This window comes from Ochrobactrum sp. Marseille-Q0166, from assembly GCF_014397025.1.
GTDB lineage: Bacteria > Pseudomonadota > Alphaproteobacteria > Rhizobiales > Rhizobiaceae > Brucella.
Map to the genome: position 1 here is coordinate 529,492 of NZ_JACJUO010000001.1, position 26,709 is coordinate 556,200.

Genomic DNA, 26,709 nt, shown 5'->3' on the forward strand with positions numbered 1-26,709 from the left:
CCATGAGTATTGAAATCTGGCTGGCGTTTTCTGCCGCATCCATCGTGCTCCTGATTATTCCAGGACCAACGGTTTTGCTTGCCGTGTCCTATGCGCTTGGGCAGGGCTGGAAAGCAGCTCTCCCCATGGCAATTGGCGTGGCGATTGGTGATTTTACCGCCATGACGCTTTCCATGCTGGGTGTCGGTGCACTTCTCGCCGCGTCAGCGACGGTATTTACTGCGGTTAAGTGGGTCGGTGCTGCCTATCTCATCTGGTTGGGTATAAAGTTGTTTCGGGCGGGCGGCATAATGGACGCCAAGGCGCGGCACGATGAAGTCAAGCCCGTACGGATGCTGCTTCATGCTTGGCTGGTCACGGCGCTCAATCCGAAAAGCATTACGTTTTTCGTGGCTTTCCTGCCGCAGTTTTTAAGCCCGCATCGTGATTTCATGACGCAGATGCTGGTCTTTGAAAGCACGTTCCTTGTGCTGGCATTTGTCAATGCCTTTGCTTATGCGCTGATTGCTACACGCGCCCGCAGCTTCTTTGCAAATGAACGCGCCCTTCGCATCTTCAATCGGGCAGGCGGAACGATGTTGGTCGGTGCGGGTATTGCGACAGCCTCGATCCGATCAAGCTGATTTAAAGCCGGAGCGTTTCAACTGGACAATCGCCAGTTCAAGCGCTGACAGAAACGCTGAGCGATCCTTGGGAGAAAAGGGTGCTGGCCCGCGCGTGACTTCACCTGCGGAGCGCAGTGAATCCATCAGATTGCGCGTTGCGAGTGTGTTGCCGATAGTGCTTGCCGTATGCACCTTACCATTGGGCGCTATGACCGATGCGCCCATCTCAATCGACCGGCTTGCCAGCGGTATATCAGCGGCGATGACGACAATGCCAGGGCGGGAATTTTCAGCGATCCAGTCATCAGCCGCATCAAGCTTGTCGGACACAATGACACGTTCGACGCGTTCAATATCGCGCGGGATGGCGATATAGCTGTTGGCCACGAGAACAACGGCCAAGCCGTGCCGTTCGGCAACGCGGTAGACTTCCGCCTTTACCGGGCAGGCGTCGGCATCAACAAAAATGCGGATTGTGTCGTTCTGAGTGTCCATGCCTTTTCATAGGCAGAAGCGAGGCATTTGGCAAATTGATCGCAGCGTTGAGATTTATGCGATAGCGCAATTCTCCGAACCGGATTAGAGCAGGCGCCAAAGAAAAGAGTCTCTGATCATGGCTACCCGCTTTTTCCCCCTCATGTTTGTTCTGCTCTGGGCCACCGGCTTCATCGGGGCTGGGCTTTCTATGCCCTATGCAGAACCATTCAGTTTTATGGCGGTGCGGTTTTCTATTGCAGCGCTCATCATGATCATCTGGGCTTTAGCCAGCCATAGCGTCTGGCCGAGGGGAAAAGTGCTGATGCACGCAGCCATCGCTGGCTGCCTGATCCATGGTGTTTATCTCTCTGCACTTTTCTGGGCCGTGCATCATGGCCTGCCAGCAGGCATGTCGGGGCTTGTCGCGGGTCTTCAGCCGATGCTGACCACATTGATTGCAGCGCTTCTATTGGGCGAACGTGCCAGTGGGCGGCAATGGCTGGGGCTGCTGATCGGTTTTGTTGGCGTTACGATGGTGGTTTGGCCGAAGTTTTCAGGCCATAGCGGTGTTGACCCGCAAAGCTTGTTTGCAGCTTTTGTCGCGGTGCTTGCAATCAGCACCGGAACCGTATGGCAGAAGCGATTTGGCACGGCGGCGGATCTTAAAACGGGGACAGCGGTGCAATATATTGCAGCCGCAGCGCTAACCGGGACCTGTGCTTTCATGTTTGAAACGCGGGTGATGGTCTGGTCGCCACAGCTTATTTTTGCTCTGGTCTGGTTGACCCTTGCGATTTCAATCGGTGCAATTCTGGCACTTCTAGTGATGATCCGCGAAGGTGCGATGTCGAAAGTTGCATCGCTTTTCTATCTGGTGCCGGGCACGGCTGCGATTATGGCCTATCTGATTTTTGGCGAAACGCTGGGGCCCATTCAGATTGCTGGTATGGTTGTGACTACGCTCGGTGTGGCACTCACGACTTTACGTCGATGAGATCGGGCTGCTGTTCGCGCTTGCGAAAGTTCATGATTGCGGCGTTTATTTCAGCACCGATGATAAAGATTGCCGATAACATATAGAGAAAAACGATAGCCACCATGATCGAGGCGAGGCCCGCATAGGTGGTGACGTAATTTGCAAAAGTTTCGAGATATTTTGCAAAAGCAGTCGCGGCTGCCAGCCACGCAACCAACGTGATAACGATGCCGGGGAGAATGTCGCTCAAGCGGCGTTTTCCGGCAGGTAGCCAGATATGCACGATGAAGAGTGCGAGCACCAGAACGATCACTGCAATAGTATAGCGCCAGATGGCAATTGTGCCTGTAAATGGCGCGATGTCAGGAAACCATTGCTCGGCCAGGCGCACGGCCAACGGAGCAAGAACCAGCAGAAAGCTGATAGCCATCAGGCTTATCGTGCCGATCAGCACGAAGCCTAAGCTTTGCAGGCGGCAGAAGATGATCGAGCGCTGGTCAATCACGCGATAGGCGCGGTTGAGCGACATGCGCAGCGCTTCGACACCGTTGGAAGCAAAATAGGCAGCGGCAATCACACTCAAGGTCAGAAGTCCGCCGCGCTGAACCGTCAAAACGTTCATCACTTCATTGGCGATAGGCCCTGCAATATTGGACGGCCACATATCGAAAATGACATGCACTGCCGTATTGGCAAACTCCTTGGTACCGAGAAAGCTGGCGAGGGACGTTGCAAAGATGAGAAATGGAAACAGCGCCATCAACCCGGACAGAGCAATGTGTGAGGCAAAGGCCCATCCATCGTCACTGCTGAAATGACCGTAAACGTCAAAGGTGATCTGACGGAGAAAACGCCTGACTTTTCGCATCCGCAGATTTGCCCCTTTCAGTTCAGCTATTTGGATTCAAGGCCTTAAATCTAGCATCGAATTGGGAAATGCAAGGGGCGAGCTGTTTTAAACCTTTTGCGAATCAAGCACTCTGCCCAAAATCCTGCCGTAGGAAACACGCCATGGTCTCAAAAAATGCAAAGCGCAGCATTCTGATAACCGGATGTTCTTCCGGCATCGGAGCTTATTGTGCCGAGGCCTTGCATCTGGCGGGCTGGCGTGTGTTTGCCACCGCACGAAAAGATGAGGATATTGCAGCACTCAAAGCCAAAGGTATTGAGGCTTTTTATCTCGATTATACCGAACCGCAATCGATCGAGGCGCTAGTCGACGAAGTCTTGCGTGCAACGGATGGCAGACTGGACGCACTTTTCAACAATGGTGCCTATGCGCAGCCCGGCGCCATTGAGGATCTTCCCGTAGAAGCGTTGCGCGCGCAGTTTGAGGCCAATTTCTTCGGCTGGCATGATCTGACACGTCGTATTATCCCCACCATGCGCGCACAGGGGCATGGTCGGATCGTGCATTGTTCATCGATCTTGGGCCTTGTGCCGATGAAATGGCGCGGTGCCTATGTTGCGTCGAAATTTGCACTGGAAGGGCTGATGACGGCGCAACGTATGGAACTGGAAGGGTCTGGCATTGAGGTGTCCATGATAGAGCCAGGGCCGATTGCCTCACAGTTCACCTATAATGCAGCCATGCATGCGCGCGCCAATATCGATTTGGAACATTCCGTGCATCGCGAATTATATCAGCGACAGATGGCAAAGCTTGAAGGCGGTGGTACAAAATCAAAAAACAAGCTTGGTCCTGAGGCAGTTTACGCGGTACTTGTACATGCATTGGAGGCGTCCAAGCCGCGTCCGCATTATGCTGTTACGCGACCTGCGAAACTGGGTATTCTTGCTCGACGCCTGCTGCCGTCACGCTGGCTTTACCGAATGCTGTCCGATCAGTCTTGAAATAAAAGAATACGGCGGATTATGGGAGGGAACTAAATGGACTTTTTGTTCAAAGCCGCATCCATGGTGGCTGTGCTTGCCGTGGCGATTGTGCTGCTTATAGGCCTGCGCAATATGATGCGGGGCGGGGATGGCAATTTCTCCAATAAGATGATGCAACTGCGAGTACTGTTGCAATTTGTTGCAATTCTACTGGTCGTGGGTGCTATCTATTTCGCACGACAGGCAAGCGGACAGTAAGCATGGTCAAGCTCAACAAGATTTATACACGTACTGGAGATGATGGTACCACTGGCCTGACCTCGGGGCCGCGCAGGTTGAAATCTGATCTTCGTGTAGAGGCTTACGGTACGGTTGACGAAACCAATGCTTGTATTGGCCTGGTTCGGCAGCACACGCAGGATGCAGATCACGTGCATATTGATGTTATGCTCATGCGCATCCAGAACGATCTGTTCGATCTTGGTGCAGATCTTTCAACGCCTGACGAGGGTGAGCCGCTTTCCTACGAACCTCTGCGTATCGTTGAGCAACAGGTTAAAAGGCTGGAATCCGACATTGACTATCTGAACGCGGATATTCCGCCGCTGAGGTCGTTTATTTTACCGGGCGGTTCTGCTGCATCTGCTGCATTGCATCTGGCACGCACCGTGTCACGCCGTGCGGAGCGCTTGATGGTGCAGCTTGCAAAGACCGAAGGCGAAGTGGTTTCGAAGGAAGCGTTGCAATATATAAACCGCCTCTCCGACTTCCTTTTCGTCGCCGCCCGCGCCGTCAATGAAAACGGCGCAAAGGATGTGTTGTGGGTGCCAGGCCAAAATAGATAGGCATTGCCGTGATGCCGGTCTGCAAATGGCGTTCTGTTTGCGCTTCTGTGCTCACTTACTTCAAGTAAGCTCCGCTCCGATGCTCAACAGATCACTATTTTCGCCACGGCCTGACGACAATGCGCGTCGCGGATGGTTTCAGACACCACGCTTATTGCCCCAGATCAGCACATGAAGCTGTGGCAGAACGTGGGCTTCAAACCAGCGATCAGCCATCACCTTGTCGATCAGCCATTCCATGCGGTTCATGATACCGTCCATGTCGATGCGGGCATCGTCATCTTCGGGCGGCGGCGGTGTGTGATTGCCGGGCTGAAGGTAGACAGCCAAATGCGGATGACGTGCTGATGCCGCCTTCGCAAAGGTATAATCCGCATCATCGAAGACCACGAATTTCAGCACGGTCTTTGGTTTTGGTCCTGCAGCATCAATGGATGCAGCGAGTGCATCCCAATCTGTCTCCATGCCGCTAGAGGGCGGTTTTGGGCTTAGAACCAGCGTATCAAGCCGGGAAAACCAGCCCTTTGCCACAGATCCCTGTGTTTCGAGTGCAAAGCGATAACCTTGCTTGTGTCCATGATCGATCAGCGGCCCCAAAGGCTGAATGGCCGGGTTGCCACCGGAAAGTGACACTGTTATTGGCTTTTTGCCAGAGAGTGTCGTCACTTCATGCCAGATAGCCTCAATGCTCATCTGTTTCCAGTCATGGCGAAAGCGGCTTTCAACGGCGTGCAGACTGTCACACCATGCGCAGCGATAGTCGCAGCCACCCGTGCGCACGAAAACAGTCGGCTCGCCGCTCAACACACCTTCGCCCTGAATGGTAGGGCCGAAAATCTCGCTGATGCGGATTTCTGGACACTTGATCATTGCTTTAGAAAGCATGGTTGCAGACGTTCCGGGCGGTATTCAGCCCATGTTTTTGGCGTTTCGCTGACCCTCACGGCGGTGACCTCATGCCAGCGTGCTTGGCACCATTCATAAAGATGCAGCGCCAGAAACTCTGCTGTGACGCAATTATGCCCAAGCACATCATTGAGATGGCGGTGGTCGAGTTCATCATCGATATAGCGCTTGAGTGGCGCCAACTCGTGATAATCACGCACGAAACCATGCTCATTGAGGTCGGCTGCCGACAGTTCCACCTCAACGATGTAATTGTGCCCGTGCAGCCGCGCGCATTGATGATCGGCAGGCAGTTCTGTGAGTTGATGCGAAGCGGCGAAATGAAATTCTTTCGTGATGCGAAACATCAGGCGCTCCTTTTCTCGATTACCGCACGCCAGAAATCTGCATCCTCATAGACAGTGGGATCTGCGATACCTGCCAGATGGAAGGCTTCGCGACGTTCAACGCAGGTACCGCAACGCCCGCAATGATGCTCGCCTCCCTTATAGCAGGACCATGTGGCTTCAAATGGTGCCTTGTATTTTACACCGTCTGAAACGATGGCGCTTTTTGACTTGTGCACATAGGGCGCAAGCACCTGAATATCGGCATATCCTTCGAGCGCATGGTTCTGCATGATCTGAAAAGCATCGATAAAGCCAGGGCGACAATCGGGGTAGATGAAATGGTCGCCGCCGTGAACAGCGAGCGCCACGGCATCGGCCTTCTGGGCTGCTGCCACGCCAAAGGCGATAGCCAGCATGATGGCGTTACGGTTGGGAACGACCGTGATTTTCATCGTTTCTTCGGCGTAATGACCATCGGGAACATCAACGTCATCTGTCAGAGCCGAGCCGGTCAGACTGGCGCCGATCGACCGGATATCGATGATCTGATACGGAACATTTAGCCGCTTTGCGCATGCTTCCGCAAAGCTCAGTTCCTTTTTGTGCCGCTGGCCGTAATCAAAAGAGATAAGGCCAGTGAGCTGTTGTTCTGCCGCGATTTTGTGCGCAAGCGAAACGGAGTCCAATCCGCCAGAGCAGATGACAAGCGTCTTCATAGTTTGAGTCCTTGTTTTGACCGGGTAGGCTGCGACCGGATGTTTACGCGGCTCTCCTACCGCATGAAGTCAGGCTTGTAAACGCCAAGAAAAGGGGAGGGTATGCATCGTGGGACAAATCATGCCTAAGAGCTTCAAATTGATATGGCGCGATCGGATGAATGTTAGTGCGAAAAAGGAATGACTATCTGTCAGAATATATTCATTTAAATCGAAATAGCAGGCCATCCGCGATTGACGCGCACGTCAACCGTCTTTAGGTTTCGTGCCGGTTCCTGATGTTGCGGGGAAGTGCCGGTTTTGACGGCGTTTCTGTCAGCAACGTTTTCATGTCGGATTCTGACATGCGGGCAAAGATTCACGGCGGCATAGTCGTGTCGCAAAAGTCATTGAAGAGGTAATCGCGGATGAAAGTCCTTGTCGCAGTAAAGCGGGTTGTAGATTACAACGTAAAGATCCGTGTTAAGGGGGATGGTTCTGGCGTTGAGCTTGCAAACGTCAAGATGTCGATGAACCCTTTTGACGAGATCGCAGTTGAAGAAGCGATCCGTTTGAAAGAAGCTGGCAAGGTTACAGAAATCGTCGTGGTTTCGGTCGGTCCAGCACAGGCGCAGGAAACGCTGCGCACGGCCCTTGCCATGGGTGCTGATCGTGCAATTCTAGTTAAGACCGACGAAACCGTCGAGCCGCTTGGCGTTGCCAAGGTGTTGAAGGGGGTAGTGGAAGCTGAACAGCCAGACCTCGTGTTTCTCGGCAAGCAGGCGATTGACGACGATAGTAACCAGACCGGTCAGATGCTTTCCGCACTGCTCAACTGGAGCCAGGCAACATTCGCCTCGAAGGTGGAGCTAGGCGACGGTTCGGTCAAGGTAACGCGCGAAGTGGATGGCGGTCTGCAGACCATTGATGTGAAGCTTCCAGCCATTGTCACGGTTGATCTTCGTTTGAACCAGCCGCGCTATGCTTCGCTGCCAAACATCATGAAGGCCAAGAAGAAGCCGCTTGATGAGAAGGCACCTGCTGATTTCGGTGCTGACATTGCCCCACGTCTCAAGGTTCTGAAGACTGAAGAACCGGGTGGCCGCAAGGCTGGCGTGAAGGTTGGTTCGGTTTCCGAGCTGGTTGAGAAGCTTAAGGCCGACGGCGTATTGTAACAGATCGGAAGGGACAAACACATGGCTATTCTTCTTATTGCCGAACACGACAATGCAAGCCTTTCCGATCAGACTGCAAAGGCTCTGACTGCTGCTGCCCAGATTGGTGGCGATGTCGATATTCTGGTTGCAGGCAAGGGTGCGAAAGCAGCCGCTGATGCAGCTGCAAAGCTTGTCGGAGTGCGCAAGGTTCTGTTGGCTGAAAGCGATGCACTGGAAAACCGTCTGGCCGAGCCACTCGCAGCAGCTATCGTTGAACTCGCCGGCAATTACGACACGATCATTGCACCAGCCACCACTTCGGCCAAGAATGTGCTGCCACGCGTTGCAGCTCTGCTTGATGTGATGCAGCTGTCGGAAATTATGGAAGTTGTGTCCGCTGACACCTTCAAGCGTCCGATCTATGCTGGCAATGCGATCCAGACGGTTCAGTCGACCGATGCCAAGAAGGTCATCACGGTTCGTACGGCTTCTTTCTCGGCAACTGGTGAGGGCGGTTCGGCTCCAGTTGAAAGCGTGAACGCTGCTGCTGATCCTGCTCTTTCGAGCTTTGTTGAAAACGCACTGTCGGATTCGGATCGTCCGGAGCTGACCTCTGCCAAGATCATCATCTCGGGCGGTCGTGCACTTGGTTCGTCAGAGAAGTTTGAGGAAGTGATCCTTCCTGTTGCCGACAAGCTTGGCGCCGCCGTTGGTGCAAGCCGTGCAGCAGTTGATGCTGGCTATGCGCCAAACGATTGGCAGGTTGGTCAGACCGGTAAAGTGGTTGCGCCTGAACTTTACATTGCAGTTGGTATCTCCGGTGCAATCCAGCATCTGGCGGGCATGAAAGACAGCCGCGTGATCGTTGCGATCAATAAGGATGAAGAAGCGCCGATCTTCCAGGTGGCGGATTATGGCCTCGTGGGTGACCTGTTCACCATTCTGCCAGAGCTGCAGAAAGCGCTTTAAGTCATCAGAAGGCGGCAGTTTATACTGCCGCCTTTTTTATTTCCCGCCTTGCATTTTTCTCATGGTGCTGTCTTGTTAAGCAAGTTGTGAGACAGGCGTGCATATGTGAGCATGGAGGAGTTAAAACTGTGGCAATCAAGACCGTAGGTATTGTTGGTGCCGGGCAGATGGGCAGTGGAATTGCGCATGTCTGCGCGTTGGCAGGTTTCGAAGTCCTCGTGCATGACGCATCGGCTGAACGTCTTGAAAAGGGTATTGCTACAATCAATGGCAATATGGCGCGGCAAGTATCTTCTGGAAAGCTGGAAGAACAACAGCGTGCCGACGCAATGAAGCTGATCCGTCCTGCTGTTTCAATGGAAGACCTCGCAGGCGTTGATCTGGCAATTGAAGCCGCCACCGAAGACGAAACAGTCAAGCGCAAGATTTTTGCTCAGCTTTGTCCGGTGCTAAACCCCGAAGCCATTGTTGCGACCAACACATCGTCGATCTCGATCACGCGTCTTGCTTCGACCACGGACCGTCCAGAGCGCTTCATCGGTATTCACTTCATGAATCCCGTGCCAATCATGAAATTGGTTGAACTCGTGCGGGGTATTGCGACTGAGGAAGACACATTCCGCAAGTCAAAGGATTTTGTAACCGCACTTGGCAAGACTGTAACGGTTGCCGAAGATTTCCCGGCTTTCATCGTCAACCGCATTCTGCTTCCCATGATCAACGAAGCGATCTACACGCTTTATGAAGGCGTGGGCAGCGTCGAGGCAATCGACACCGCCATGAAGCTAGGTGCAAACCATCCGATGGGGCCTTTGCAGCTTGCGGATTTCATTGGCCTCGATACGTGTCTTTCCATCATGCAGGTGCTGCATGATGGGCTGTCGGACTCGAAATACCGCCCATGCCCATTGCTGGTCAAATATGTCGAAGCTGGCTGGCTGGGGCGTAAAACAGGCCGCGGCTTTTATGATTATCGCGGCGAAACTCCGGTTCCGACGCGTTAAACGAACTTTGGATTTTTGTGACAGCCGGTGTTGAAGCGCCGGCTGTTTTAGTTTGTGACTAATTTCCCACGGCTGTGGAAAACCTGAATATCCTTACTGTTAACTTAACCTTAACCATACCGATTCAGGGGTTGTTCATCTTTAATTGTTAAAGTTTTCATTAAGATGTTCGGAAACATTCAGGGTTTCAGCAACCCTAACAGGCTGTGACGGGCATCATTCTCGAAAAGCAATTTGGTGAAGAGGTGAAGACGATGAACATTATAGTTCAGCTGCGTGACAGCGTTAATGTTATTCGTGAATTCGTCGCACCAAGCTACAGGCCCGAGCGCCATTACATGCGCGGACCGGGCCCGGCTTGCGCGGCACGCACGGGTAGCTGATTTTCGGAACAACTTGGAAAGAACGGATAAAAAAAGCCAGAGCGATCATACGCTCTGGCTTTTGTTTTGCCGAATCCGGCTCACTTACTCCAGACCTTCAAACAAAGCTGTCGAAAGATAGCGTTCTGCGAAGGATGGAATTATGATCACGATATTCTTGCCCTTGTTTTCAGGGCGTTTGCCAACTTCGATAGCGGCAGTAAGCGCTGCGCCTGAAGAAATGCCGACCGGAATGCCTTCAATGCGAGCAATCAGGCGGGAGTTGGCAAAAGAATCTTCGTTGGAAACGGTGACGATTTCATCATAGATGCCAGTATCAAGCGTTTTGGGTGCAAAGCCTGCGCCGATACCCTGGATCTTATGTGGCCCGGGTGTGCCGCCAGAAAGCACTGGCGAATCCTTGGGTTCGACAGCGATCACCTTGAAGGAAGGCTTGCGTGCCTTGATCACCTGACCAACACCGGTGATTGTCCCGCCGGTGCCGATGCCGGAAATCAGGATGTCAGCTTCACCGTTGGTGTCGTTCCAGATTTCCTCAGCCGTGGTAAGGCGGTGAATTTCAGGATTGGCCGGGTTTTCAAACTGCTGCGGAATAATGGCATTCGGGTTGCCTTCGGCGATTTCTTCCGCCTTGGCAATGGCGCCCTTCATGCCTTTTGCGCCTTCTGTGAGAACTAACTCTGCACCGAGCAGTTTGAGCAGCTTGCGCCGTTCAACAGACATGGTTTCAGGCATGGTCAGAACGAGACGATAGCCCTTGGCAGCTGCTGCAAAAGCCAGCGCAATGCCGGTGTTGCCAGAAGTCGGTTCCACAAATACGGTCTTGCCGGGAACAGCTTTGCCCTGTGCTTCAAGCGCTTCGATCAACGCAAGACCGATACGATCTTTCACACTTGCCAATGGATTGAAGAATTCGAGCTTGACAAGAAGGTTGGCTTCAACGCCATTTTCCTTGGCAAACTTGTCGATACGCACGAGCGGCGTATTGCCGATCGTATCGAGAATGGAATTATAGATGCGACCGCGTCCTGCGGTCTCGCCGTCTTTTCCGCCAAGGGGCTTGCTCATGGAATAATCTCCTTCTGTTTGGGGCGAAGTTTATGAGGAAATGGCGCAAAAGCATAGCTGGGTCCATGCATCAAATTGGATAAATTTAGAATTTTATTCTTTAAAATGGATATAATTGGCATATTATTACAGGTGATTGGGTGCTGCTGAAGCGCACGATCATTTGTTTGAAAATCACTTAGTCCTTTAGCGAAAACAGATCAGTTGCCCTTTCGGTAACCTCCTCATGTCTATAAGCTTTTATTGTCTGATTGATCCGCATCAATGCTCTTATCTTTAAGAGCGCGCATGGTTGGATCGTGATCATAAACTGGAGGTTGGGCCGTGTATAAAACAATTCTGATTGCAACCGATGGATCTGAACTCGCCGACAAGGGCGTAGAGCAGGGTGTGGCGCTGGCAAAGCAATTTGGCTCGAAGGTGCTGCTGGTTTCTGTTACTGAACTTCTGCCATCTTACGGCATCGTCGTTGCTGCGGAGTGGGCATCCAGCCCTGCCGCCTTCCAAGAGTACCGCGAGGCAATCACCAAAGCAGCTGCTGATTTGCTCGCCAAAGCAAAAGCCAAGGCGGCAGCTTCGGGCGTTGATGCTGAAACTCTTCACGTTGAGAACCAGTCGCCAGCACAGGGTATCATCGAGGCCGCCAAGCAGACAGGCAGCGATCTGATCGTGATCGCATCGCATGGCCGTCGCGGCGTCAACAAATTGTTGCTTGGCAGTCAGGCCGCAGAAGTACTTTCACTAAGTTCCGTCCCTGTTCTCGTGGTCAAATAATGACATAATCTTCAATAATATACAGAAGGTATGACAATATTCATTCTGAATTTGCCAAATGCCTATCAGCGTCAAAACTGCAGAAAATCTTGCTGAGCCCCTCCTCCCCTAAAATGGGGACGGGGGGATCTGGCTATAAAAGCCGCTCGGTGCCAATCCAAGGTCGGCAACGGCAATCTTCCTACCTATTTTGAAACACAAAAAGCTAAAAGGGTTAGCTCCACTATTTGCTTACCGGCAACCCATTGGCAGTCCAAGCTTCGAGGCCACCACGATACCAGAATGTCGTCCAGCCAAGTGTAGCGGCACGCAGAGCTGCATTATACGACGAGCGATCACGCATACCTTTTCCGAAAAAGACAAGCCCTACACTGCGATCGCCGCTGGCCTTCTCGTTGAGCCACTCGTCCAGCGCTTCTTGAAGACCATCAGTTACGCTACCATCACGCCCAGCATCAGTAAGCGAATATGCATTCTGCAACGTTTCGGGCAAACCACTGGTGTCGATGAAAAGTGTCTTTCGGCCATTCGCAATGATTTTTGCAACGTCAACGGTTGTAACGATTGTTGCTCTCGCATGTTTGTTGGGAGTTGGGCCCGTATAGGGAGCCTGAAACAGAACCATACTGGCTGCGATGCCATCATCGCGCAATTCGTCTATAGCAGCGCTCCCAGAGGTCGTATTCCCACCGGATGAAGCTGACGATGTTTCTGTTTCCGTTGCTGGTTCGCCTCTTACGGTTCCGCTTTCAACATCAGAAATCATCACTGCCAGATGTTCAAACAGGTCATAGCACATGGTGATTGACCCTTCTTTTGGATCATACCATGCATTTAACTGGTCACAGTCGCGGAAAGTAACAGTGATCGGGCGCGGAAGCACATAAGTCTGAGATAGATTGTTGAAATAACCGGTCAGAGCTTTTGAAAGCTTAGCATAATAATAATCACCTACGCGACGCGTTGATGGCTCAAAAACAGTTTTGATCTGAGCGCCGGGTGCATTGGCAGGTTGTTCACCTTCGGGATGCCATTCACCCGCACGGGTGTGAGGTGCGAGGATTTTACGCCATGCGCGGTTTTGTTTGTTAAACTCATCGGAGCATCGGAAACGTGTGCGTTCGTCAAGTTGGACGTTATCAGCGAGGCTGTTAAACACCTTGGGGTTTCCGCCATACATGATACAGATCATATTGCGAAACCGCTTCAGATCGGCGGTATGCTCATCCTGCCAGGGCGAGGGTGCGTTGCCCTTCATTTCATTGATCTTGCCGCTGTAATACCACTGCAATGCAGCATAGGTCGCCGAGCCAATCGCCATATCATCGACGTCCTTGTCACCCGATGGGTACATAGTTGGTTCAACAATTTGCAGCGCAGAATAGATATCGACGGCATCTTCTTCAGGGCCTGTTGATGGCAATTGCAATTCGCCAATCAAGGCATGCCCGAACTCATGAGCAAAAATGCTGCGCATGAGACCAAAATAAACTGATGCTATGCGGTTTGGATTTCCATCGAAATCAGGAATGGGACCGGAAAGCCCGCCTGATCCAGCTTGTGTTGGAGCTGCTGTCTGCGGTTGCTGTTGCGCGCCTGTATCCGCAGTTTGCGGCGTTCCGCCACTTTGCGTGCTTGGCGTGATCGGTTGCGTAGGAACATTCTCCCCATCCGATGTTATACTGAACCCCCTCACAGCGAATATTCCGACGTCATAGGCCATGATGCCGATTTGAGCCCCGAGAGCTCTGGAGGCCTGTACATCTCCAATGGTTTTGCCATTCAGCAAGAAACGCGACACACCCGGCACATCGACCATTTCGATAATATCACTGCCATCCAGCTTTGCTGCGTTCGGTACATTGGCAATATCAAGCCGCTGACCATCGTCCATGCAGAATAGTTTCGCGGATTTATCTGCCGTGATCTCCATCAGACAGATCGCCTTCTGAGCAGGATTAGAAGCAACCAATCCAATCGAGGCGCTGGGTTTGGATGATTTGACGGCAAAAGCGACGCGCGTAACGCGGCCCTCATCTGGCGCAGTACCAGCGGTCAACATGAAAGCTTGTTCAGAGCCACTCGCTTGCTGGTTATTGAGTACGAACCAACCATCTTGTGCTGACCCTGTCCATCCCTGTAAAATCTGGGACGTTGCAGCAGATGCCAGAGGGCCGAGCTCTTTTTCATATTGCGCGAAGGCTGGCATACCGGACGCAAGAACGCCTGCTAGAAAAGCCGCAAATATTATACGCATCGTGTGTCCTCGCTCCGCTTTAGTCGTCAAAGTGGAGCGAATGTGCTCCTACAGGCAACTATCCACTCGCCGTGAAATTTATCCGCACAAATCCACGTGCAAAAACACAGATAGACGAATTTTATTATGTTCGACAATTCGCAAGTGAGTTCCCGGATATAAAACCAATCAAAACAATTGGTTATCTTACTCTTTATGAGAATGAAAATCATTCAACCGGGTGCGAATCATCTTAATAATCACTTATATAGCTAAAGCTTATTCGTTAGGTAAAACCTGAATGCCCGCTCGACATGTCTTCACCGTCTCATTTTGAGCACTTGAACAATTCCGAGGTCATGAAAATTGAATTAGTAAACAGATTTTGACCGCTTGGCGGAGTCATACTAAGAAATGTGCCGAAGAAATATTCTTACATGAAATTGGTATAAGGAGGCGTCATGCGCTTACCGATCTTGGCTATAGCATTGATGTCTATGACGCAGGGGCCTGTCGCTGCGGCTGAAAAGCCTATCGATTCTTATTATGCGCGATTGAGTGAGCGCGACCATTATAGTTCGTCTGGCCAGCGTTTGACCACTGTTGCAGGAATTATTCGCCAGGATCGTGCAAACGTACACCAATTTGGCAAGGTTGATCCAGAAGACGTTAAAGATCGCTTTTTTAGTGATAAGAACAATCGCGCCAAGCTTGAGAAAATGCTAACAAATGTTCAAATATCGCCGATTGATCGGGCAACGATTAAAAATGCGACGCCGCTTATATTTGTTGAAGTTTATCCAAGTTACGTCGTCATAACGATGAAGTGAGTTTTCAGAAAATGGTGCGGGTGGTCGGAATCGAACCGACACTCCTTTCGGAACCGGATTTTGAGTCCGGCGCGTCTACCAGTTCCACCACACCCGCACTTGACTGCCGAAGCAGTTTGATATGGTCCAAAAGCGGACAGCGGAGAGGGATATAACGGCTAAACGAAACAAGGTCAATCGCTCTAAAGCGCCTTCACTGATTATACTTTTACACAGGCCCTATGCGCTCGCGACGGGTGACAAAGCCGGTCGCTCATGTCGCTTGAATAAGCAGACCTTGCAATAACGCGTCACGTCAGCGGCGCAAATTGTGCTCGACAATGTTCCAGCATACGAGAAAAGCAATAAAGCCCAGAACAATCATGTCGATTGTTTTCAGATAAGATAAATATTCCAGCATAGCGCATCTCCTTCCCAAAGGAGGCGCATCGGCTTTCCTGAAGCAGCGAAAAGGGATCGAATTGCATTGTCTTCTTTTAGTTGCTTGATCGCAAATAAAAAGAATAAGTTCAAACCCTTATTTTCGCCCTCAATAATTTATTTAAGGCGCTCTCCCGAAGAAAAATATAGCACAGCTTTCAATTTTCTCAAATATTTGTTTCCAATCTCATCCTGTACAACCTGAATTTACTTACGTTCGGTAAAGTTACGAATGCGATTTCGTATGATACGCGTTAAATTGCGTGTGCGTTGATAAAGGTGGATTTGCGATGCGGCCTGACGTACCAACTTATCGACTCCTGGGTGGAGGCCGATCACCAGAGTTTCGATCTTTTCATGCTCCTTGAAAAGACGCGACATCACCGGATGATCCGGTACTGCGCATGAATCTGTCCGGATGATATTGGGGTCTTCAAGATGGTTCTTGACGACTTCGATCATCAGCAGCATGCCGGGCGAGTAAACCTTCAATGTCTCATCATAGGCTGTTTTCCAAGTCCATGCTTCACCGGAAACCGTGAAAACAATCAGGATTGCGATTACCCGGCCATCAAGTTCGAGCGTATGGACGCGGACACAATCGCGCTCGGCGAGATTATTAACAGCCTCGCGTGCGAAAGCTGCGCGAAAACGGTCTACAGCCATTGCCGTGCCACGTCGCCCCTTCCAGCCACTCGCTTCAAGTATGAGAAAATGCTCGAAGGCAATACGGACATCATCGGTCGTCCGTGCAATACGGTGTTCGAGCCTTCCTTTTTCGGAGAGGCGTCGCCATAAACGGTTATAATCACGACGATGATGTGATCCGATGGCCTGCTTGACGTAGGCTTCGCCGTCCAGCTTGCTTTCGAGAAACGGGCGGCACTTTTGTTCGATAGAGACAACGGGAAGTTGTCGACCGATTGCAACGGAACGGATCAGCTTTGCCGCTGCACCATCGGCGCGCATTTCCGGGAGCACGAGCACTTCCGGCATCTTGATATGATCTCGAGCGAGAATATCGAAGAGATCTTCGACCACACCGACAGGATCGTCATGATCAATGAGGGGGGTTCCCTGCGGACCAAATGGCGTGGCCCAAGCGCGGATGACGGGGGATGAAAGCGGTAGGCCCGGACGTTCAATCGTATAGGGCATAACGAAGCGGAGACGGCTGCGGATTTCGTTTTCGTCGCGCATCACCATGAAACGCACTTCACGATCTTCAAGACGTGGCATTGCCGGCGCAAGAAACCGTGCATTGAAGAAAATATTTGGCTCTATGGTACGACTGCTTAGATGATCGAGCTCATCGCGAAGTTCAAAGCCAGCGGAAGCCCCATAAACGGCCAGTTTACGTGGGATGTCGCGATTGTGCAAACTCTCTTCCAGCCGCTTGGTGGCATCCATCGCAGCAACATTTTCGGACAGTTGCGATATAACACGTGCTGAATGTCCACCTGCGGATTCCTCAAGCAAAGGTTTGGCAGCCATTACAAAGTCTCCTTGCGGGAAGGCCTATGGGCTTTGAGAATGAACATGGTGATCTGCATTGTCTTGTAAACAGCCGTTGAAAGCAGAAATGCTTCGAGCATCATTGAGAAAGCGGTTGCGAATGCTGCGCCCATTAATCCAAAGTGTGGAATGAGTATCAGATTGAGAGCGATGTTAACCATCAGCGTTAAAGCGTAGAGGAGGGCACAAATATTCTGCTTGCCCGACATATTAAGAAGGCTTTCAGCCGGTCCAACACTTGCACGGGCAATTACACCGACGATGAGTATGAAGAGCAGCGGATAGCCTTGCGTGAAACCGCTACCGAAAAGCATAAGCAAAGGATAGCCAAGAGTCAGAATAATGATGCTCAGAAAGAGTGTTGGCCAGAATGTCCAGCTTGTAGAGGCTTCTACAAAGAGTACGAATTCAGTACGATTTCCACTGTGCAGTAAGTCGGAATAGCGCTGCGCAACACCAGCTTTGACTGCGAAATAGACGAAGTGTGCAAGCGCCATGATTTTTGTCGCAGCATAATAGATTGCTACATCTTGCGGTTCCATTGCGTGGCCGACCATCAACACATCAATATTGATGAGTAGGAAGAAAAAGCCCTCGACCAAAAACATTGGAAGCGCCACTTTCATCCAGTGCGAAAAGAGAATTTCCTTTTTCCCGGCTGGAATCTCTGTCGTGAGCGAATGATTGACCGTGAGCAATTGGCCAACAGCTGTTATCCAGGTTGCAGCGATGGAAGCGCTGAGCGCAGTTATCGCTGAAGCTTTCAGTCCGATAGCATGCGCGGCGATCATGAAAAGAAGCACCAGTAAAGGACGTACGATATAGCTTGGTGCCAGAGCCAAGACGATCCACGACCGGGATCGGGCAATGCCATCAAGCATATTGCCAAGTGCGATCATTGGCAGGCAAATGAGACCCAGAATGAACGGTATAAGATAATAGTTCTCTACACTGTCTCTGAGTAGGTAGAGCAGCAGATAGCCGAGCAGCGCTATTATTGTTGCAGATACAAAGGCAAAAATGCGTCCTGTATAGATTATGCCGCTCAACGGATTAAAAAGATTGTGTTGAATATATTCAGGCACATAGCGAATGATAGTGGTGTGTAGTCCAAAGCAAGAGAGATCACCGATGATGACCATAGCGAGCCAGACAAGCACAAAAATTCCGTACTGAAATTCTCCCATCCAGCGCGCAAGCACAACCTGCGAAATAAGTGCGATTGCCGCACTCATAACACGTACGGTAAAAGCCACTGCTGACGAACGTTGTGCACTGGACTGTGCATCGGTGCCACTTAGCATAGCATCGAGCCGCTTCGTCAAAGGACGAAGTCTGGCTACGATATTGCCGGGCAAACACCGGCTCGCTGCACTGGACACCGAGAAACGCAATCTATGCTAACCCTGTTTTCTGCACCTGCTAAAGGGCGCAATTCTCTTTTCGGGCTTTTTTCAACCCGCGATAGTCGGACATTAGATAGCAGTTCTTTAAAAAGGTAAAAGGAAACGGCTTTAGCTATTAAAGGGCTGGCAAATTGAGAGAGATGGTAATTACTTTCTGAATATATAAGTTTTAACTGATTTAAAGGGTCGCGAATTATCTCATCTTAAACAAAAACCCGGCGGTTGCGCGCCGGGTTTTAGAGGTAGCTAGATTATGTAGGCGCCTATTCGAACGCACCGTGGCAATGCTTATACTTCTTGCCAGAACCACAAGGACAGGATTCGTTACGGCTCACCTTACCCCATGTTTTTGGGTCTGTGGGATCGCGTTCTGAGGCCGGGATGATGCGTTCATCCCGCTGATGCTCGGCCCATGCATTTTCATCAAAGTCGTTCTCGCCGGTGGTGCCATCAATGTGGACACCAGTCATTGCGGGCAAATCCGGTTCTGCCGGTGCTTCACGGACAATCTCGACACGCATAAGCTGCGTAATGACGACTTCGCGTAGGTTGGCTAGGAGAGCCTGGAAAAGCTCGAAGCCTTCAGTCTTGTACTCGTTCAGCGGGTCGCGCTGTGCATAACCACGGAAACCAACGACCGAACGCAGGTGGTCGAGATTGACCAGATGTTCGCGCCAAAGATTATCAAGCGATTGCATGATCACTGACTTTTCAATGTAAGTCATGATCTGTGGTCCAAAACGTTCTGCCTTCTCGGCTGCTGCCTTGTCGGCAGCTTCCTTGATGCGGGCTTCGAACTCTTCCTCTGCGATCCCTTCTTCCTTGGCCCATTCGTCAACAGGAAGAACAAGGTTCAGTTTGGTGAGAATGTCATCCTTAAGGGCGGCAATTTCCCACTTTTCAGCGTAGGCATCCTTCGGAATGCGCAGTGCAACCATGTCCTCGATGACTTCGTGACGCATTTCGCTCACGGTTTCGGTCAGGTCTTCTTCGTCCATGATCTCAAGACGCTGCTCGAAGATCACCTTACGCTGATCATTCATGACATCGTCATATTTGAGCAGGTTCTTGCGGATTTCGAAGTTACGCGCTTCAACCTTGGTCTGCGCCTTTTCAAGCGCCTTGTTGATCCACGGGTGAACAATGGCTTCGTCTTCCTTAAGGCCGAGCTTCTGCAGCATTCCGTCCATGCGGTCGGAGCCAAAGATGCGCATCAGATCGTCCTGCAGCGACAGGAAGAATTTGGAACGCCCCGGATCTCCCTGACGACCGGAACGACCGCGCAGCTGGTTGTCGATACGGCGGCTTTCGTGGCGCTCGGTAGCAAGAACGTAGAGACCGCCAGCCGCCAGTGCCTTTTCTTTCAGTTTTGCGATGTCGGCCTTGATCTCTGCGATTTTGGCAGTGCGTTCCGGGCCTTCCGGTACATCCGAAAGCTCTCGCTGAATGCGCATTTCAAGATTGCCGCCAAGCTGAATATCCGTGCCGCGACCCGCCATGTTGGTGGCAATAGTCACTGCACCCGGAACACCAGCCTGGGCAATAATAAAGGCTTCCTGCTCGTGATAACGGGCGTTGAGAACCTGAAAATCCTTGATGCCTTCTTTGCGCAGGCGCTCTGCGAGCAGTTCCGACTTTTCAATTGACGTCGTGCCAACGAGGACCGGCTGGCCCTTTGCATGCGAAGCCTGAATGTCACGCACGATGGCTTTGTATTTTTCTTCAACCGTACGATAGACCTCATCGTCTTCGTCGATACGCTTGACCGGCAGGTTGGTCGGAATTTCGAGAACGTCCAGGCCGTAAATATTGCCGAATTCCTCCGCTTCCGTTGCAGCTGTACCCGTCATGCCGGAGAGCTTGGTATACATACGGAAATAGTTCTGGAAGGTGATCGAAGCCAGCGTCTGGTTTTCAGGCTGGATGGTCACGTGTTCCTTTGCTTCCAAAGCCTGATGCAGACCTTCCGAGAAGCGACGGCCCGGCATCATACGACCGGTGAATTCATCGATTATGACGATTTCGTCGTTGCGGACGATATAATCCTTGTCGCGCTGGAAAAGCTTGTGAGCGCGCAACGCGTTGTTCAGGTGGTGAACGACCGCAACGTTTTCGATGTCATAAAGGCTTTCACCCTTGAGATGCCCCGCAGCTTCGAGGAGCTGTTCCACCTTTTCAGTACCGACTTCCGTAAAGATCGCGGTCTTCTGCTTTTCATCGATTTCGAAATCTTCCGGCTCAAGCGCAGGAATGAAAGTGTCGATGAGGTTGTAGAAATCCGAACGATCTTCAAGTGGACCGGAAATAATCAGCGGCGTACGTGCTTCATCGATGAGGATTGAGTCCACTTCATCGACGATGGCGTAGTTGTGACCGCGCTGAACCATCTGGCCGCGCTCGTATTTCATATTATCACGCAGATAATCGAAACCGAGTTCGTTGTTGGTGGCATAGGTAATATCGCAGGCATAAGCAGCCTGACGTTCATTATCATCAAGGCCATGCTTGATGACGCCCACGGTCAGACCGAGGAAGTTATAAAGCTTGCCCATGGTTTCGGCGTCGCGGGTGGCAAGATAATCGTTGACCGTCACCACATGCACGCCCTTGCCTTCAAGAGCGTTAAGGTAGACAGGCAGCGTTGCCATCAGAGTCTTGCCTTCACCCGTGCGCATTTCGGCGATGCCGCGTTCATGCAGCACCATGCCGCCGATCAGCTGCACGTCGAATGGCCGCATGCCGAGCACGCGCTTTGCCGCTTCACGCGCCGTCGCAAAAGCGTCTGGGAGCAACGCATCCAATTTCTTGCCCTGAGCGAGTTCTGCGCGGAACTCCGCCGTCTTCGCCTGAAGCTGTTCGTCGGTGAGGGCTTCGTAATTCTTCTCAAGCGCAGTAATCTGTTCCGCACGAGCGCGCAGGGTTTTGACGCGACGATCGTTGGATGAACCGAATATCTTGCGGGCGAGGCCGCCAAAGCTGACCATTCCTGGTCCTTTCCTGTCCGTTCAGCCGGAAGCGCTTCCGGCGCCATGGCCTTTTCGATTCAATCGAAGTTCTAAAAAGGCTCTAACTCTTTGTTCTTCCGCATTTTCGAACGCAAATCTGCTTCGCATTTTTGCCGATCATGCTTTTTCGAATGCTTTATTCACGCCTATTGAAACAAATGCAAGAAAACTGCGCTGTAAAAGCTGCCTTTAAAGGCGCATTTTTAGCGCAATCGGCCTGTCGCTTACTGGACGACAAGCCGAAGGACAGATAAGAGGGGCTTTGAGCGATGTCAATGTCACTCAATAGGCTGGAAACTCTATCATATACCGCTGATAAGAGTGTTTTCGGGCCAAATTCTGCCGCATTCATGGGGCCGGTAGGCGGTCTCGAAGGAGAGAATCCCATATGAAAGCCATTCTCAAAGCCCCTTATCGCAAGGCTCTTGCCGTTCTCGCAACCTCTGTTGCACTTGCTGGTTTCAGCAGTTCGGCTGTCTTTGCACAGGATGCAGCTAAACCCGCTGAAGCAACCACGTCTGCTGCTGCGTCAGAAGATCCGACAAAGGTTCTTGCGACCGTCAACGGCAAGGATATCACCATTGGTGAAGTTGATCAGGCCGCAGGTGACCTCGATCCGCAGTTTGCGCGCCTTCCTGCAGAACAACGCCGTTTGGCAGCTCTTGCAGCACTCATCGATATCAAGGCGATGGCTGGTGAAGCGACGAAGGAAAAGCTCGATCAGAGCGACGATTTCAAGAAGCGCATGGAATTCTTGCGTGAACGAGCACTCCACAATGAGTATTTCAAGGATGCGGTCGTCGACAAGATTTCGGACGCCGATGTTCGCGCCCGTTATGACAAGGAAATCGCAGCGATCCCGCCACAGAATGAAGTACGTGCGCGTCACATTCTTGTGAAGACCAAGGAAGAAGCTGAGGCCATCATCAAAAAGCTTGAAGGCGGCGCAAAGTTTGAAGATCTTGCCAAGGAAAGCTCAACCGATGGCACTGCTGCCAATGGTGGCGATCTTGGCTATTTCTCCGAAGGTCAGATGGTCCCGGAATTTGAAAAGGCTGCCTTTGCATTGAAGCCGGGTGAATACACCAAGGAACCGGTGCAGTCGCAGTTTGGTTTCCACGTCATTCAGCTCGAAGATCGCCGTACCAAGCAGCCACCGGCATTCGATCAGGTTTCTGACCAAATTCGTTCGATCATCATGCGTGAGCGTTATGTCGAAATGGTGAAGAAGCTGCGCGACGGGATGAAGATTGACTACAAGGATCCAGCCGTCGATAAAGCGATGAAGGATGCCGCAGCGGCGCAGGAACAGGGCGATGCAGCTGAAGCTGCTCCGCAGCAGTAAAATTTAAGTTTTAAAACGCCCCGGATTTCCGGGGCGTTTTTATTCCAAATGACTTATCGCTTGATTTTGCTCCGCAAACCTTTCCAATGCGGCAGAATCAAATCGCATCTCTCCAGAGGCAATCATGTCTGCGTCCGTATCACCGCTTGCTCCAAAACATTACCCATCCATGCCCGTCATTCACGGCGTTCGCATCGCAACCGCTGCAGCCGGTATCAAGTACAAGGGCCGCACAGATGTCATGCTGATGGTGTTTGACAAGCCTGCCGAAGCCGCCGGTGTCTTCACGCGCTCGCTCTGCCCTTCGGCACCTGTGGATCTCTGTCGTCAGAACCTCGTGCATGGCAAGGCGCGTGCCGTCGTGGTCAATTCGGGCAATGCCAACGCGTTCACTGGTCTGAAAGGTCGTGCTGCAACGGAGGCAACCGCTCAAGCCGCAGCCAAGGCCGTTGGATGCAACACCACAGATGTATTTCTTGCGTCCACCGGTGTTATCGGCGAGCCGCTTGATGCATCTAAGTTTTCCGGTCTTCTGGATGACATGGCAAAATCTGCCAGTAACAATTTCTGGACGGAAGCAGCCAAGGCGATCATGACCACTGACACCTATCCGAAAGTGGCAACCGAAACGGTGCTGCTGGGTAAGGTTCCAGTCACGATCAATGGCATCGCCAAAGGTGCGGGCATGATCGCGCCTGACATGGCGACCATGCTTTCCTTTGTTGTCACTGACGCGCCGATCAAGGCGGATGTGCTGCAAAGCCTGCTTTCCAAGGGTGTTGGTTCTACATTCAATGCAGTTACTGTTGACAGCGATACATCGACCTCTGATACGCTGATGCTGTTTGCAACCGGATCGGCAGCAGAGCGTGGAGCGCTTGAAGTTACCGATGCATCTGATAAGCGTTTGGGTGAATTCAAAAAGGCGCTGGCCCGCGTCTTGAAGTCGCTCGCACTTCAGGTTGTGCGCGATGGCGAGGGCGCGCGCAAGATGGTTGAAGTTGAAGTAACCGGCGCAAAGTCAGCTGCTTCAGCAAAAAAGATCGCACTTTCCATTGCCAATTCGCCATTGGTAAAAACCGCTGTTGCCGGTGAAGATGCGAATTGGGGCCGTGTTGTCATGGCTGTCGGCAAGGCTGGTGAACCGGCTGATCGCGATTTGCTGGCGATCTGGTTTGGCGATATTCGCGTGGCGTATCAGGGCGAGCGCGACCCGGCTTATTCCGAAGAAGCGACATCCGCTTATATGCAGGGCGAGGATATTCTTATTCGCGTTGACCTGGGGATCGGCAAGGGTAAGGCCACCGTCTGGACTTGCGATCTCACCAAGGAATATGTGGCGATTAACGGTGACTATCGTAGCTAAGCTTGGAAAGAGTTAGAATATGTCAAATCTTGCTATCGTTCGCCAGTTGGAGGCCGTTGGCTTTCGCGCATGGCCTGCCACGTCTGTTCATTATGACGGAACGTGGGCGATACGCATGACGGCAGCCCATCCTTCAAAGCGGCTCAACTCGGTCAACCCGCTTGATCCGGGCGATACGCGCGATATTCCGGCACGTATCGAACAGGCCTCGCAACGTTTTCGCGTTTATGGACGCGTTCCCTGTTTCAGGCTGTCGCCTCTGGCACCTTTAGAGCTTGAAAACTATCTCGAAGGTCTTGGCTGGAAGCGCAAGGATGAAACCATCGTCATGACCGCCAATCTTGGCGAGCTTGATCTTACAGATGAGCGTGATGAAACGCCCTTGAAAGATATTGGTCGGTTTGTCGATGCTTCGATCGCCATTCATGGCCGTCCGACAGAACTTCGTCCGGGTTTCTCGGAATTGCTGGATGGTATTCGCCCCAACAAGGGGATGTTTGTTCTGGAAGATGCCGGTCGCGCAATGTCCAATGTGCTTTGCGTTCAGGATGGCGCTATGGCGGGCCTGTTTGACGTCGGCACTTTGCCTGAAGCGCGCCGTAAGGGACATGGCCGTCAATTGATTGGTGCGACGCTAAAATGGGCCAAGTCGCTTGGCGCAAAAATGGCATGGCTGCAAATAGAAGCGGATAATATTGCGGGACTGGCGCTTTATAAGCACTTCGGCTTTCAGGAAGCCTATCGTTACGCCTATCGGGAGAGCGGTGAAAAATGACTGATGCGAAATCCCGCCGTATCGTGCTGGTTGCAGCCTGTGCACTGGTTGATGCTGATGGTCGGGTGCTTCTTGCACAACGTCCTCAAGGCAAGTCACTTGCAGGTCTCTGGGAGTTTCCTGGTGGTAAGGTTGAGGCAGGTGAAACGCCTGAAGAAACGCTGATCCGCGAGCTTCAGGAAGAAATCGGCGTGACGACAAAAGTTGCCTGTCTCGCTCCGCTCACTTTTGCCAGCCACACCTATGATGATTTTCATCTTTTAATGCCGCTTTATGTCTGCCGCCGCTTCGAAGGTGTGGCTCAGGGGCTGGAAGGGCAGGCGTTGAAATGGGTGCGACCGAGGGATATGCGCGACTATCCTATGCCACCGGCTGATGAGCCGTTGATCCCATTTCTGATCGATCTCTTGTGAGCTTGTGGAAAGTCTTGAAATAGTACCCAATTCCTTACCTGTTAACCTTATACGTTAATTGATGATTCACTCCACTGCGGCATTCTCTGGGATAAGCGTCCCGGAGTTAGCCTCATGAGTTTCGATAATAATTATTTCAGTGCCGATCATAATGAATATACACCGGGTCCGCTCTCGAAAGCTGGTCGTGGCATCCTCAGGGTCGTGCTTCTTTTTGGTTCGGCGGCTGTTGCCCTTGCACTGATCATTGTGCCTATTTTGAACGACCAGGCCAATAAGGTTGCGGCGCAATCCGTGTTGCCAGCGGGCATTGATCGTACCATGACGGGTTCTATCAAACGAGATGCTGTCCAGGTGCGTAAAGCGCCACTCCGTCCGATCTGTGTGATCGATGCGGATGGGAGTCATTCAGGCGATTGTTAAAGCCTATTCGACGTTTTTGAGCGCATCAGCCAGTGAGGCCTTGGCGGAACCGGGCTTTAATGGCTTTTGTTGTGATTCATGCGGTGCCCAGCCCGAAAGCCAGATTATCGAGAAAGTTGCGCGGATGCGACCATCCGGATCGCTGAACCGTTCGGCGTAGATTTCGGCTGCACGCAGGAAAAGCTTTTTTGAAACGGGTTTGCGCGAACGATCACGCAATACATTCTGCATACCCATGGCGCGCAAATCGGCCATCAGGTTGAAAATGTTGTCATAGCGCACGGTAACGCTATCAACGTCCGTCACGGGAAGTGCAAAACCTGCACGTTGCAGAAGACCGCCAACATCGCGAACATCTGCGAAAGGGAAAATGCGCGGTGAAGCGCCGCCCGTCAGCTCGATTTCTGCCTGCAAAAGACTTTCTCGCAGTTCGCCCAAGGTTCCATTGCCGCCGAGCGCTGCGAGAAACAGCCCGTCGGGCTTTAATGCACGCGAAATCTGTATCATGGCGCCCGGAGTATCATTGGTCGAATGCAGCGATAGCAGCGAAACGATGAGATCGGCACTCTGAGGCCGGAGCGGTAAGGCTTCTTCATCGGCGACAATCGCCGGGAAGGGGCCGTCGAGAAAAGCTTCATCGCGTTCGATGCGCAAAACCATGTCTGCTTTACCAGAATGGGCAATGGCCGCTGCTGCAAGGCCATTATGGCCTGCGAGATCTATGGCCACGGGGAAGTGGCGCTCGACAGCATCAAGCCTGTCTTCCAGATCGTCGGCTACCCTGCGCAGCAAAAAGTCTGCACCGGACACCGCACGTCTGAAGGCACGGCGGCGGAACGCCAGCTGGAGATCGCGATCAAAAATCGCATTTTCAGACAATTGGGCAGCCATTGCGATTCCGTCTTCTCTTTCGGATATGCGTAGTTAATATGGATATGAGCGTAGATGCAT

At 51.9% G+C, this 26,709-nt stretch carries 27 protein-coding genes and 1 tRNA gene; 16 read left to right on the top strand and 12 right to left on the bottom strand.

From position 1 onward, the window contains the following. Positions 1-2 precede the first annotated feature (2 nt). Positions 3-623: a LysE family translocator gene (locus H5024_RS02490; RefSeq protein WP_187543873.1), complete on the top strand. Its 621-nt coding sequence runs from the start codon at positions 3-5 to the stop codon at positions 621-623. Here H5024_RS02490 and H5024_RS02495 read toward each other — a convergent pair. Beyond that, positions 615-1,100, bottom strand: a complete 486-nt coding sequence (locus tag H5024_RS02495) for a YaiI/YqxD family protein (RefSeq protein WP_187543874.1) — start codon at positions 1,098-1,100, stop codon at positions 615-617. The genes H5024_RS02490 and H5024_RS02495 overlap by 9 nt on opposite strands. Positions 1,101-1,218: 118 nt before the next feature. Between H5024_RS02495 and H5024_RS02500 the strand changes: the two genes are divergently transcribed. Next, positions 1,219-2,076 carry a DMT family transporter gene (locus tag H5024_RS02500; RefSeq protein WP_187543875.1) on the top strand — a complete coding sequence of 286 codons (858 nt, stop codon included), beginning with the start codon at positions 1,219-1,221 and terminating at the stop codon, positions 2,074-2,076. On the opposite strand, the gene H5024_RS02505 is transcribed toward H5024_RS02500, so the two are convergent. After that, entirely contained in the window at positions 2,057-2,926 is an 870-nt protein-coding gene (locus H5024_RS02505) for a YihY/virulence factor BrkB family protein (RefSeq protein WP_187543876.1), read from the bottom strand. The two genes, H5024_RS02500 and H5024_RS02505, sit on opposite strands and share 20 nt — an antisense overlap. A 143-nt stretch (positions 2,927-3,069) precedes the next feature. On the opposite strand from H5024_RS02505, the gene H5024_RS02510 reads away from it, so the two are divergent. The 3 genes from H5024_RS02510 to H5024_RS02520 are packed head-to-tail and all read left to right on the top strand — an operon-like array spanning position 3,070 to position 4,739. Next, entirely contained in the window at positions 3,070-3,912 is an 843-nt protein-coding gene (locus H5024_RS02510; protein WP_187543877.1) for an SDR family oxidoreductase, read from the top strand. A 36-nt stretch (positions 3,913-3,948) separates the two neighbouring features. After that, complete coding sequence (locus H5024_RS02515; protein WP_187543878.1) at positions 3,949-4,152, top strand: twin transmembrane helix small protein; 204 nt, start codon at positions 3,949-3,951, stop codon at positions 4,150-4,152. Positions 4,153-4,154: 2 nt separating this feature from the next. After that, positions 4,155-4,739, top strand: coding sequence for a cob(I)yrinic acid a,c-diamide adenosyltransferase (locus H5024_RS02520; protein ID WP_187543879.1), 585 nt, complete (start codon positions 4,155-4,157; stop codon positions 4,737-4,739). 138 nt (positions 4,740-4,877) lie between these two features. On the opposite strand, the gene queE is transcribed toward H5024_RS02520, so the two are convergent. Genes queE through queC form a run of 3 tightly spaced genes read right to left on the bottom strand, consistent with a single transcriptional unit; the run spans position 4,878 to position 6,690 of the window. Continuing rightward, positions 4,878-5,624, bottom strand: coding sequence for a 7-carboxy-7-deazaguanine synthase QueE (queE, locus tag H5024_RS02525; protein ID WP_247875202.1), 747 nt, complete (start codon positions 5,622-5,624; stop codon positions 4,878-4,880). Further along, a complete protein-coding gene (queD, locus tag H5024_RS02530; RefSeq protein ID WP_187543880.1) occupies positions 5,606-5,992 on the bottom strand; it encodes a 6-carboxytetrahydropterin synthase QueD in 387 nt (128 codons plus the stop codon). The genes queE and queD overlap by 19 nt, the downstream gene beginning before the upstream one ends. Then, positions 5,992-6,690 (bottom strand): 7-cyano-7-deazaguanine synthase QueC, encoded by a 699-nt coding sequence (queC, locus tag H5024_RS02535; RefSeq protein ID WP_187543881.1) that lies wholly within the window; start codon positions 6,688-6,690, stop codon positions 5,992-5,994. Before queC ends, queD begins: the two co-directional genes overlap by 1 nt. A gap of 407 nt (positions 6,691-7,097) precedes the next feature. Between queC and H5024_RS02540 the strand changes: the two genes are divergently transcribed. The 4 genes from H5024_RS02540 to H5024_RS21490 all read left to right on the top strand — a co-directional run bounded on the left by H5024_RS02540 (position 7,098) and on the right by H5024_RS21490 (position 10,182). Continuing rightward, positions 7,098-7,844 (top strand): electron transfer flavoprotein subunit beta/FixA family protein, encoded by a 747-nt coding sequence (locus tag H5024_RS02540; RefSeq protein ID WP_187543882.1) that lies wholly within the window; start codon positions 7,098-7,100, stop codon positions 7,842-7,844. 21 nt (positions 7,845-7,865) lie between these two features. Then, entirely contained in the window at positions 7,866-8,795 is a 930-nt protein-coding gene (locus tag H5024_RS02545) for an electron transfer flavoprotein subunit alpha/FixB family protein (RefSeq protein ID WP_187543883.1), read from the top strand. Between the two features lie 128 nt (positions 8,796-8,923). Then, complete coding sequence (locus H5024_RS02550; protein ID WP_187543884.1) at positions 8,924-9,799, top strand: 3-hydroxybutyryl-CoA dehydrogenase; 876 nt, start codon at positions 8,924-8,926, stop codon at positions 9,797-9,799. 254 nt (positions 9,800-10,053) lie between these two features. Further along, complete coding sequence (locus H5024_RS21490; RefSeq protein ID WP_273729048.1) at positions 10,054-10,182, top strand: hypothetical protein; 129 nt, start codon at positions 10,054-10,056, stop codon at positions 10,180-10,182. A gap of 84 nt (positions 10,183-10,266) precedes the next feature. On the opposite strand, the gene cysK is transcribed toward H5024_RS21490, so the two are convergent. Beyond that, positions 10,267-11,250: a cysteine synthase A gene (gene cysK, locus H5024_RS02555; protein WP_187543885.1), complete on the bottom strand. Its 984-nt coding sequence runs from the start codon at positions 11,248-11,250 to the stop codon at positions 10,267-10,269. Between the two features lie 324 nt (positions 11,251-11,574). On the opposite strand from cysK, the gene H5024_RS02560 reads away from it, so the two are divergent. Further along, positions 11,575-12,024, top strand: coding sequence for a universal stress protein (locus tag H5024_RS02560; protein ID WP_187543886.1), 450 nt, complete (start codon positions 11,575-11,577; stop codon positions 12,022-12,024). 223 nt (positions 12,025-12,247) lie between these two features. Here H5024_RS02560 and H5024_RS02565 read toward each other — a convergent pair whose 3' ends face one another. Further along, entirely contained in the window at positions 12,248-14,281 is a 2,034-nt protein-coding gene (locus H5024_RS02565; protein ID WP_187543887.1) for a DUF4344 domain-containing metallopeptidase, read from the bottom strand. Between the two features lie 455 nt (positions 14,282-14,736). Between H5024_RS02565 and H5024_RS02570 the strand changes: the two genes are divergently transcribed. Next, entirely contained in the window at positions 14,737-15,090 is a 354-nt protein-coding gene (locus tag H5024_RS02570) for a hypothetical protein (protein ID WP_187543888.1), read from the top strand. Positions 15,091-15,102: 12 nt separating this feature from the next. Here H5024_RS02570 and H5024_RS02575 read toward each other — a convergent pair. The 4 genes from H5024_RS02575 to secA all read right to left on the bottom strand — a co-directional run bounded on the left by H5024_RS02575 (position 15,103) and on the right by secA (position 21,415). Further along, a tRNA-Leu gene (locus H5024_RS02575) sits at positions 15,103-15,187 on the bottom strand. Between the two features lie 530 nt (positions 15,188-15,717). Beyond that, positions 15,718-17,004, bottom strand: coding sequence for a GNAT family N-acetyltransferase (locus H5024_RS02580; protein WP_187543889.1), 1,287 nt, complete (start codon positions 17,002-17,004; stop codon positions 15,718-15,720). After that, positions 17,004-18,419 carry a polysaccharide biosynthesis C-terminal domain-containing protein gene (locus H5024_RS02585; RefSeq protein ID WP_187543890.1) on the bottom strand — a complete coding sequence of 472 codons (1,416 nt, stop codon included), beginning with the start codon at positions 18,417-18,419 and terminating at the stop codon, positions 17,004-17,006. Before H5024_RS02585 ends, H5024_RS02580 begins: the two co-directional genes overlap by 1 nt. 275 nt (positions 18,420-18,694) lie before the next feature. Next, positions 18,695-21,415, bottom strand: a complete 2,721-nt coding sequence (secA, locus tag H5024_RS02590; RefSeq protein ID WP_187543891.1) for a preprotein translocase subunit SecA — start codon at positions 21,413-21,415, stop codon at positions 18,695-18,697. 409 nt (positions 21,416-21,824) lie between these two features. On the opposite strand from secA, the gene H5024_RS02595 reads away from it, so the two are divergent. The 5 genes from H5024_RS02595 (at position 21,825) to H5024_RS02615 (ending at position 25,758) form a co-directional block, all read left to right on the top strand. Next, positions 21,825-22,781, top strand: coding sequence for a peptidylprolyl isomerase (locus tag H5024_RS02595; protein ID WP_187543892.1), 957 nt, complete (start codon positions 21,825-21,827; stop codon positions 22,779-22,781). 124 nt (positions 22,782-22,905) lie between these two features. Then, complete coding sequence (gene argJ / locus H5024_RS02600) at positions 22,906-24,147, top strand: bifunctional glutamate N-acetyltransferase/amino-acid acetyltransferase ArgJ (RefSeq protein ID WP_187543893.1); 1,242 nt, start codon at positions 22,906-22,908, stop codon at positions 24,145-24,147. A 19-nt stretch (positions 24,148-24,166) separates the two neighbouring features. Beyond that, on the top strand, positions 24,167-24,922 hold the full coding sequence (locus tag H5024_RS02605) for a GNAT family N-acetyltransferase (RefSeq protein ID WP_187543894.1): 756 nt from the start codon (positions 24,167-24,169) through the stop codon (positions 24,920-24,922). Continuing rightward, positions 24,919-25,335 carry an 8-oxo-dGTP diphosphatase MutT gene (gene mutT / locus H5024_RS02610; protein WP_187543895.1) on the top strand — a complete coding sequence of 139 codons (417 nt, stop codon included), beginning with the start codon at positions 24,919-24,921 and terminating at the stop codon, positions 25,333-25,335. The genes H5024_RS02605 and mutT overlap by 4 nt, the downstream gene beginning before the upstream one ends. A 114-nt stretch (positions 25,336-25,449) precedes the next feature. Next, positions 25,450-25,758 carry a hypothetical protein gene (locus H5024_RS02615; RefSeq protein ID WP_187543896.1) on the top strand — a complete coding sequence of 103 codons (309 nt, stop codon included), beginning with the start codon at positions 25,450-25,452 and terminating at the stop codon, positions 25,756-25,758. 3 nt (positions 25,759-25,761) lie between these two features. On the opposite strand, the gene H5024_RS02620 is transcribed toward H5024_RS02615, so the two are convergent. Next, positions 25,762-26,649 (bottom strand): methyltransferase domain-containing protein, encoded by an 888-nt coding sequence (locus H5024_RS02620; RefSeq protein WP_187543897.1) that lies wholly within the window; start codon positions 26,647-26,649, stop codon positions 25,762-25,764. Between the last annotated feature and the right edge of the window lie 60 nt (positions 26,650-26,709).

Coding starts and splice junctions, on each gene's coding strand:
- H5024_RS02615 (WP_187543896.1), top strand. CDS start 25,450: ATGAGTTTCGATAATAATTATTTCAGTGCCGATCATAATGAATATACA.
- H5024_RS02490 (WP_187543873.1), top strand. CDS start 3: ATGAGTATTGAAATCTGGCTGGCGTTTTCTGCCGCATCCATCGTGCTC.
- secA (WP_187543891.1), bottom strand. CDS start 21,415: ATGGTCAGCTTTGGCGGCCTCGCCCGCAAGATATTCGGTTCATCCAAC.
- H5024_RS02620 (WP_187543897.1), bottom strand. CDS start 26,649: ATGGCTGCCCAATTGTCTGAAAATGCGATTTTTGATCGCGATCTCCAG.
- H5024_RS02510 (WP_187543877.1), top strand. CDS start 3,070: ATGGTCTCAAAAAATGCAAAGCGCAGCATTCTGATAACCGGATGTTCT.
- H5024_RS02540 (WP_187543882.1), top strand. CDS start 7,098: ATGAAAGTCCTTGTCGCAGTAAAGCGGGTTGTAGATTACAACGTAAAG.
- H5024_RS02515 (WP_187543878.1), top strand. CDS start 3,949: ATGGACTTTTTGTTCAAAGCCGCATCCATGGTGGCTGTGCTTGCCGTG.
- cysK (WP_187543885.1), bottom strand. CDS start 11,250: ATGAGCAAGCCCCTTGGCGGAAAAGACGGCGAGACCGCAGGACGCGGT.
- mutT (WP_187543895.1), top strand. CDS start 24,919: ATGACTGATGCGAAATCCCGCCGTATCGTGCTGGTTGCAGCCTGTGCA.
- H5024_RS02505 (WP_187543876.1), bottom strand. CDS start 2,926: ATGCGAAAAGTCAGGCGTTTTCTCCGTCAGATCACCTTTGACGTTTAC.
- queC (WP_187543881.1), bottom strand. CDS start 6,690: ATGAAGACGCTTGTCATCTGCTCTGGCGGATTGGACTCCGTTTCGCTT.
- H5024_RS02565 (WP_187543887.1), bottom strand. CDS start 14,281: ATGCGTATAATATTTGCGGCTTTTCTAGCAGGCGTTCTTGCGTCCGGT.
- H5024_RS02580 (WP_187543889.1), bottom strand. CDS start 17,004: ATGGCTGCCAAACCTTTGCTTGAGGAATCCGCAGGTGGACATTCAGCA.
- H5024_RS02520 (WP_187543879.1), top strand. CDS start 4,155: ATGGTCAAGCTCAACAAGATTTATACACGTACTGGAGATGATGGTACC.
- argJ (WP_187543893.1), top strand. CDS start 22,906: ATGTCTGCGTCCGTATCACCGCTTGCTCCAAAACATTACCCATCCATG.
- queE (WP_247875202.1), bottom strand. CDS start 5,624: ATGCTTTCTAAAGCAATGATCAAGTGTCCAGAAATCCGCATCAGCGAG.
- H5024_RS02545 (WP_187543883.1), top strand. CDS start 7,866: ATGGCTATTCTTCTTATTGCCGAACACGACAATGCAAGCCTTTCCGAT.
- H5024_RS02605 (WP_187543894.1), top strand. CDS start 24,167: ATGTCAAATCTTGCTATCGTTCGCCAGTTGGAGGCCGTTGGCTTTCGC.
- H5024_RS02595 (WP_187543892.1), top strand. CDS start 21,825: ATGAAAGCCATTCTCAAAGCCCCTTATCGCAAGGCTCTTGCCGTTCTC.
- H5024_RS21490 (WP_273729048.1), top strand. CDS start 10,054: ATGAACATTATAGTTCAGCTGCGTGACAGCGTTAATGTTATTCGTGAA.
- H5024_RS02495 (WP_187543874.1), bottom strand. CDS start 1,100: ATGGACACTCAGAACGACACAATCCGCATTTTTGTTGATGCCGACGCC.
- H5024_RS02500 (WP_187543875.1), top strand. CDS start 1,219: ATGGCTACCCGCTTTTTCCCCCTCATGTTTGTTCTGCTCTGGGCCACC.
- queD (WP_187543880.1), bottom strand. CDS start 5,992: ATGTTTCGCATCACGAAAGAATTTCATTTCGCCGCTTCGCATCAACTC.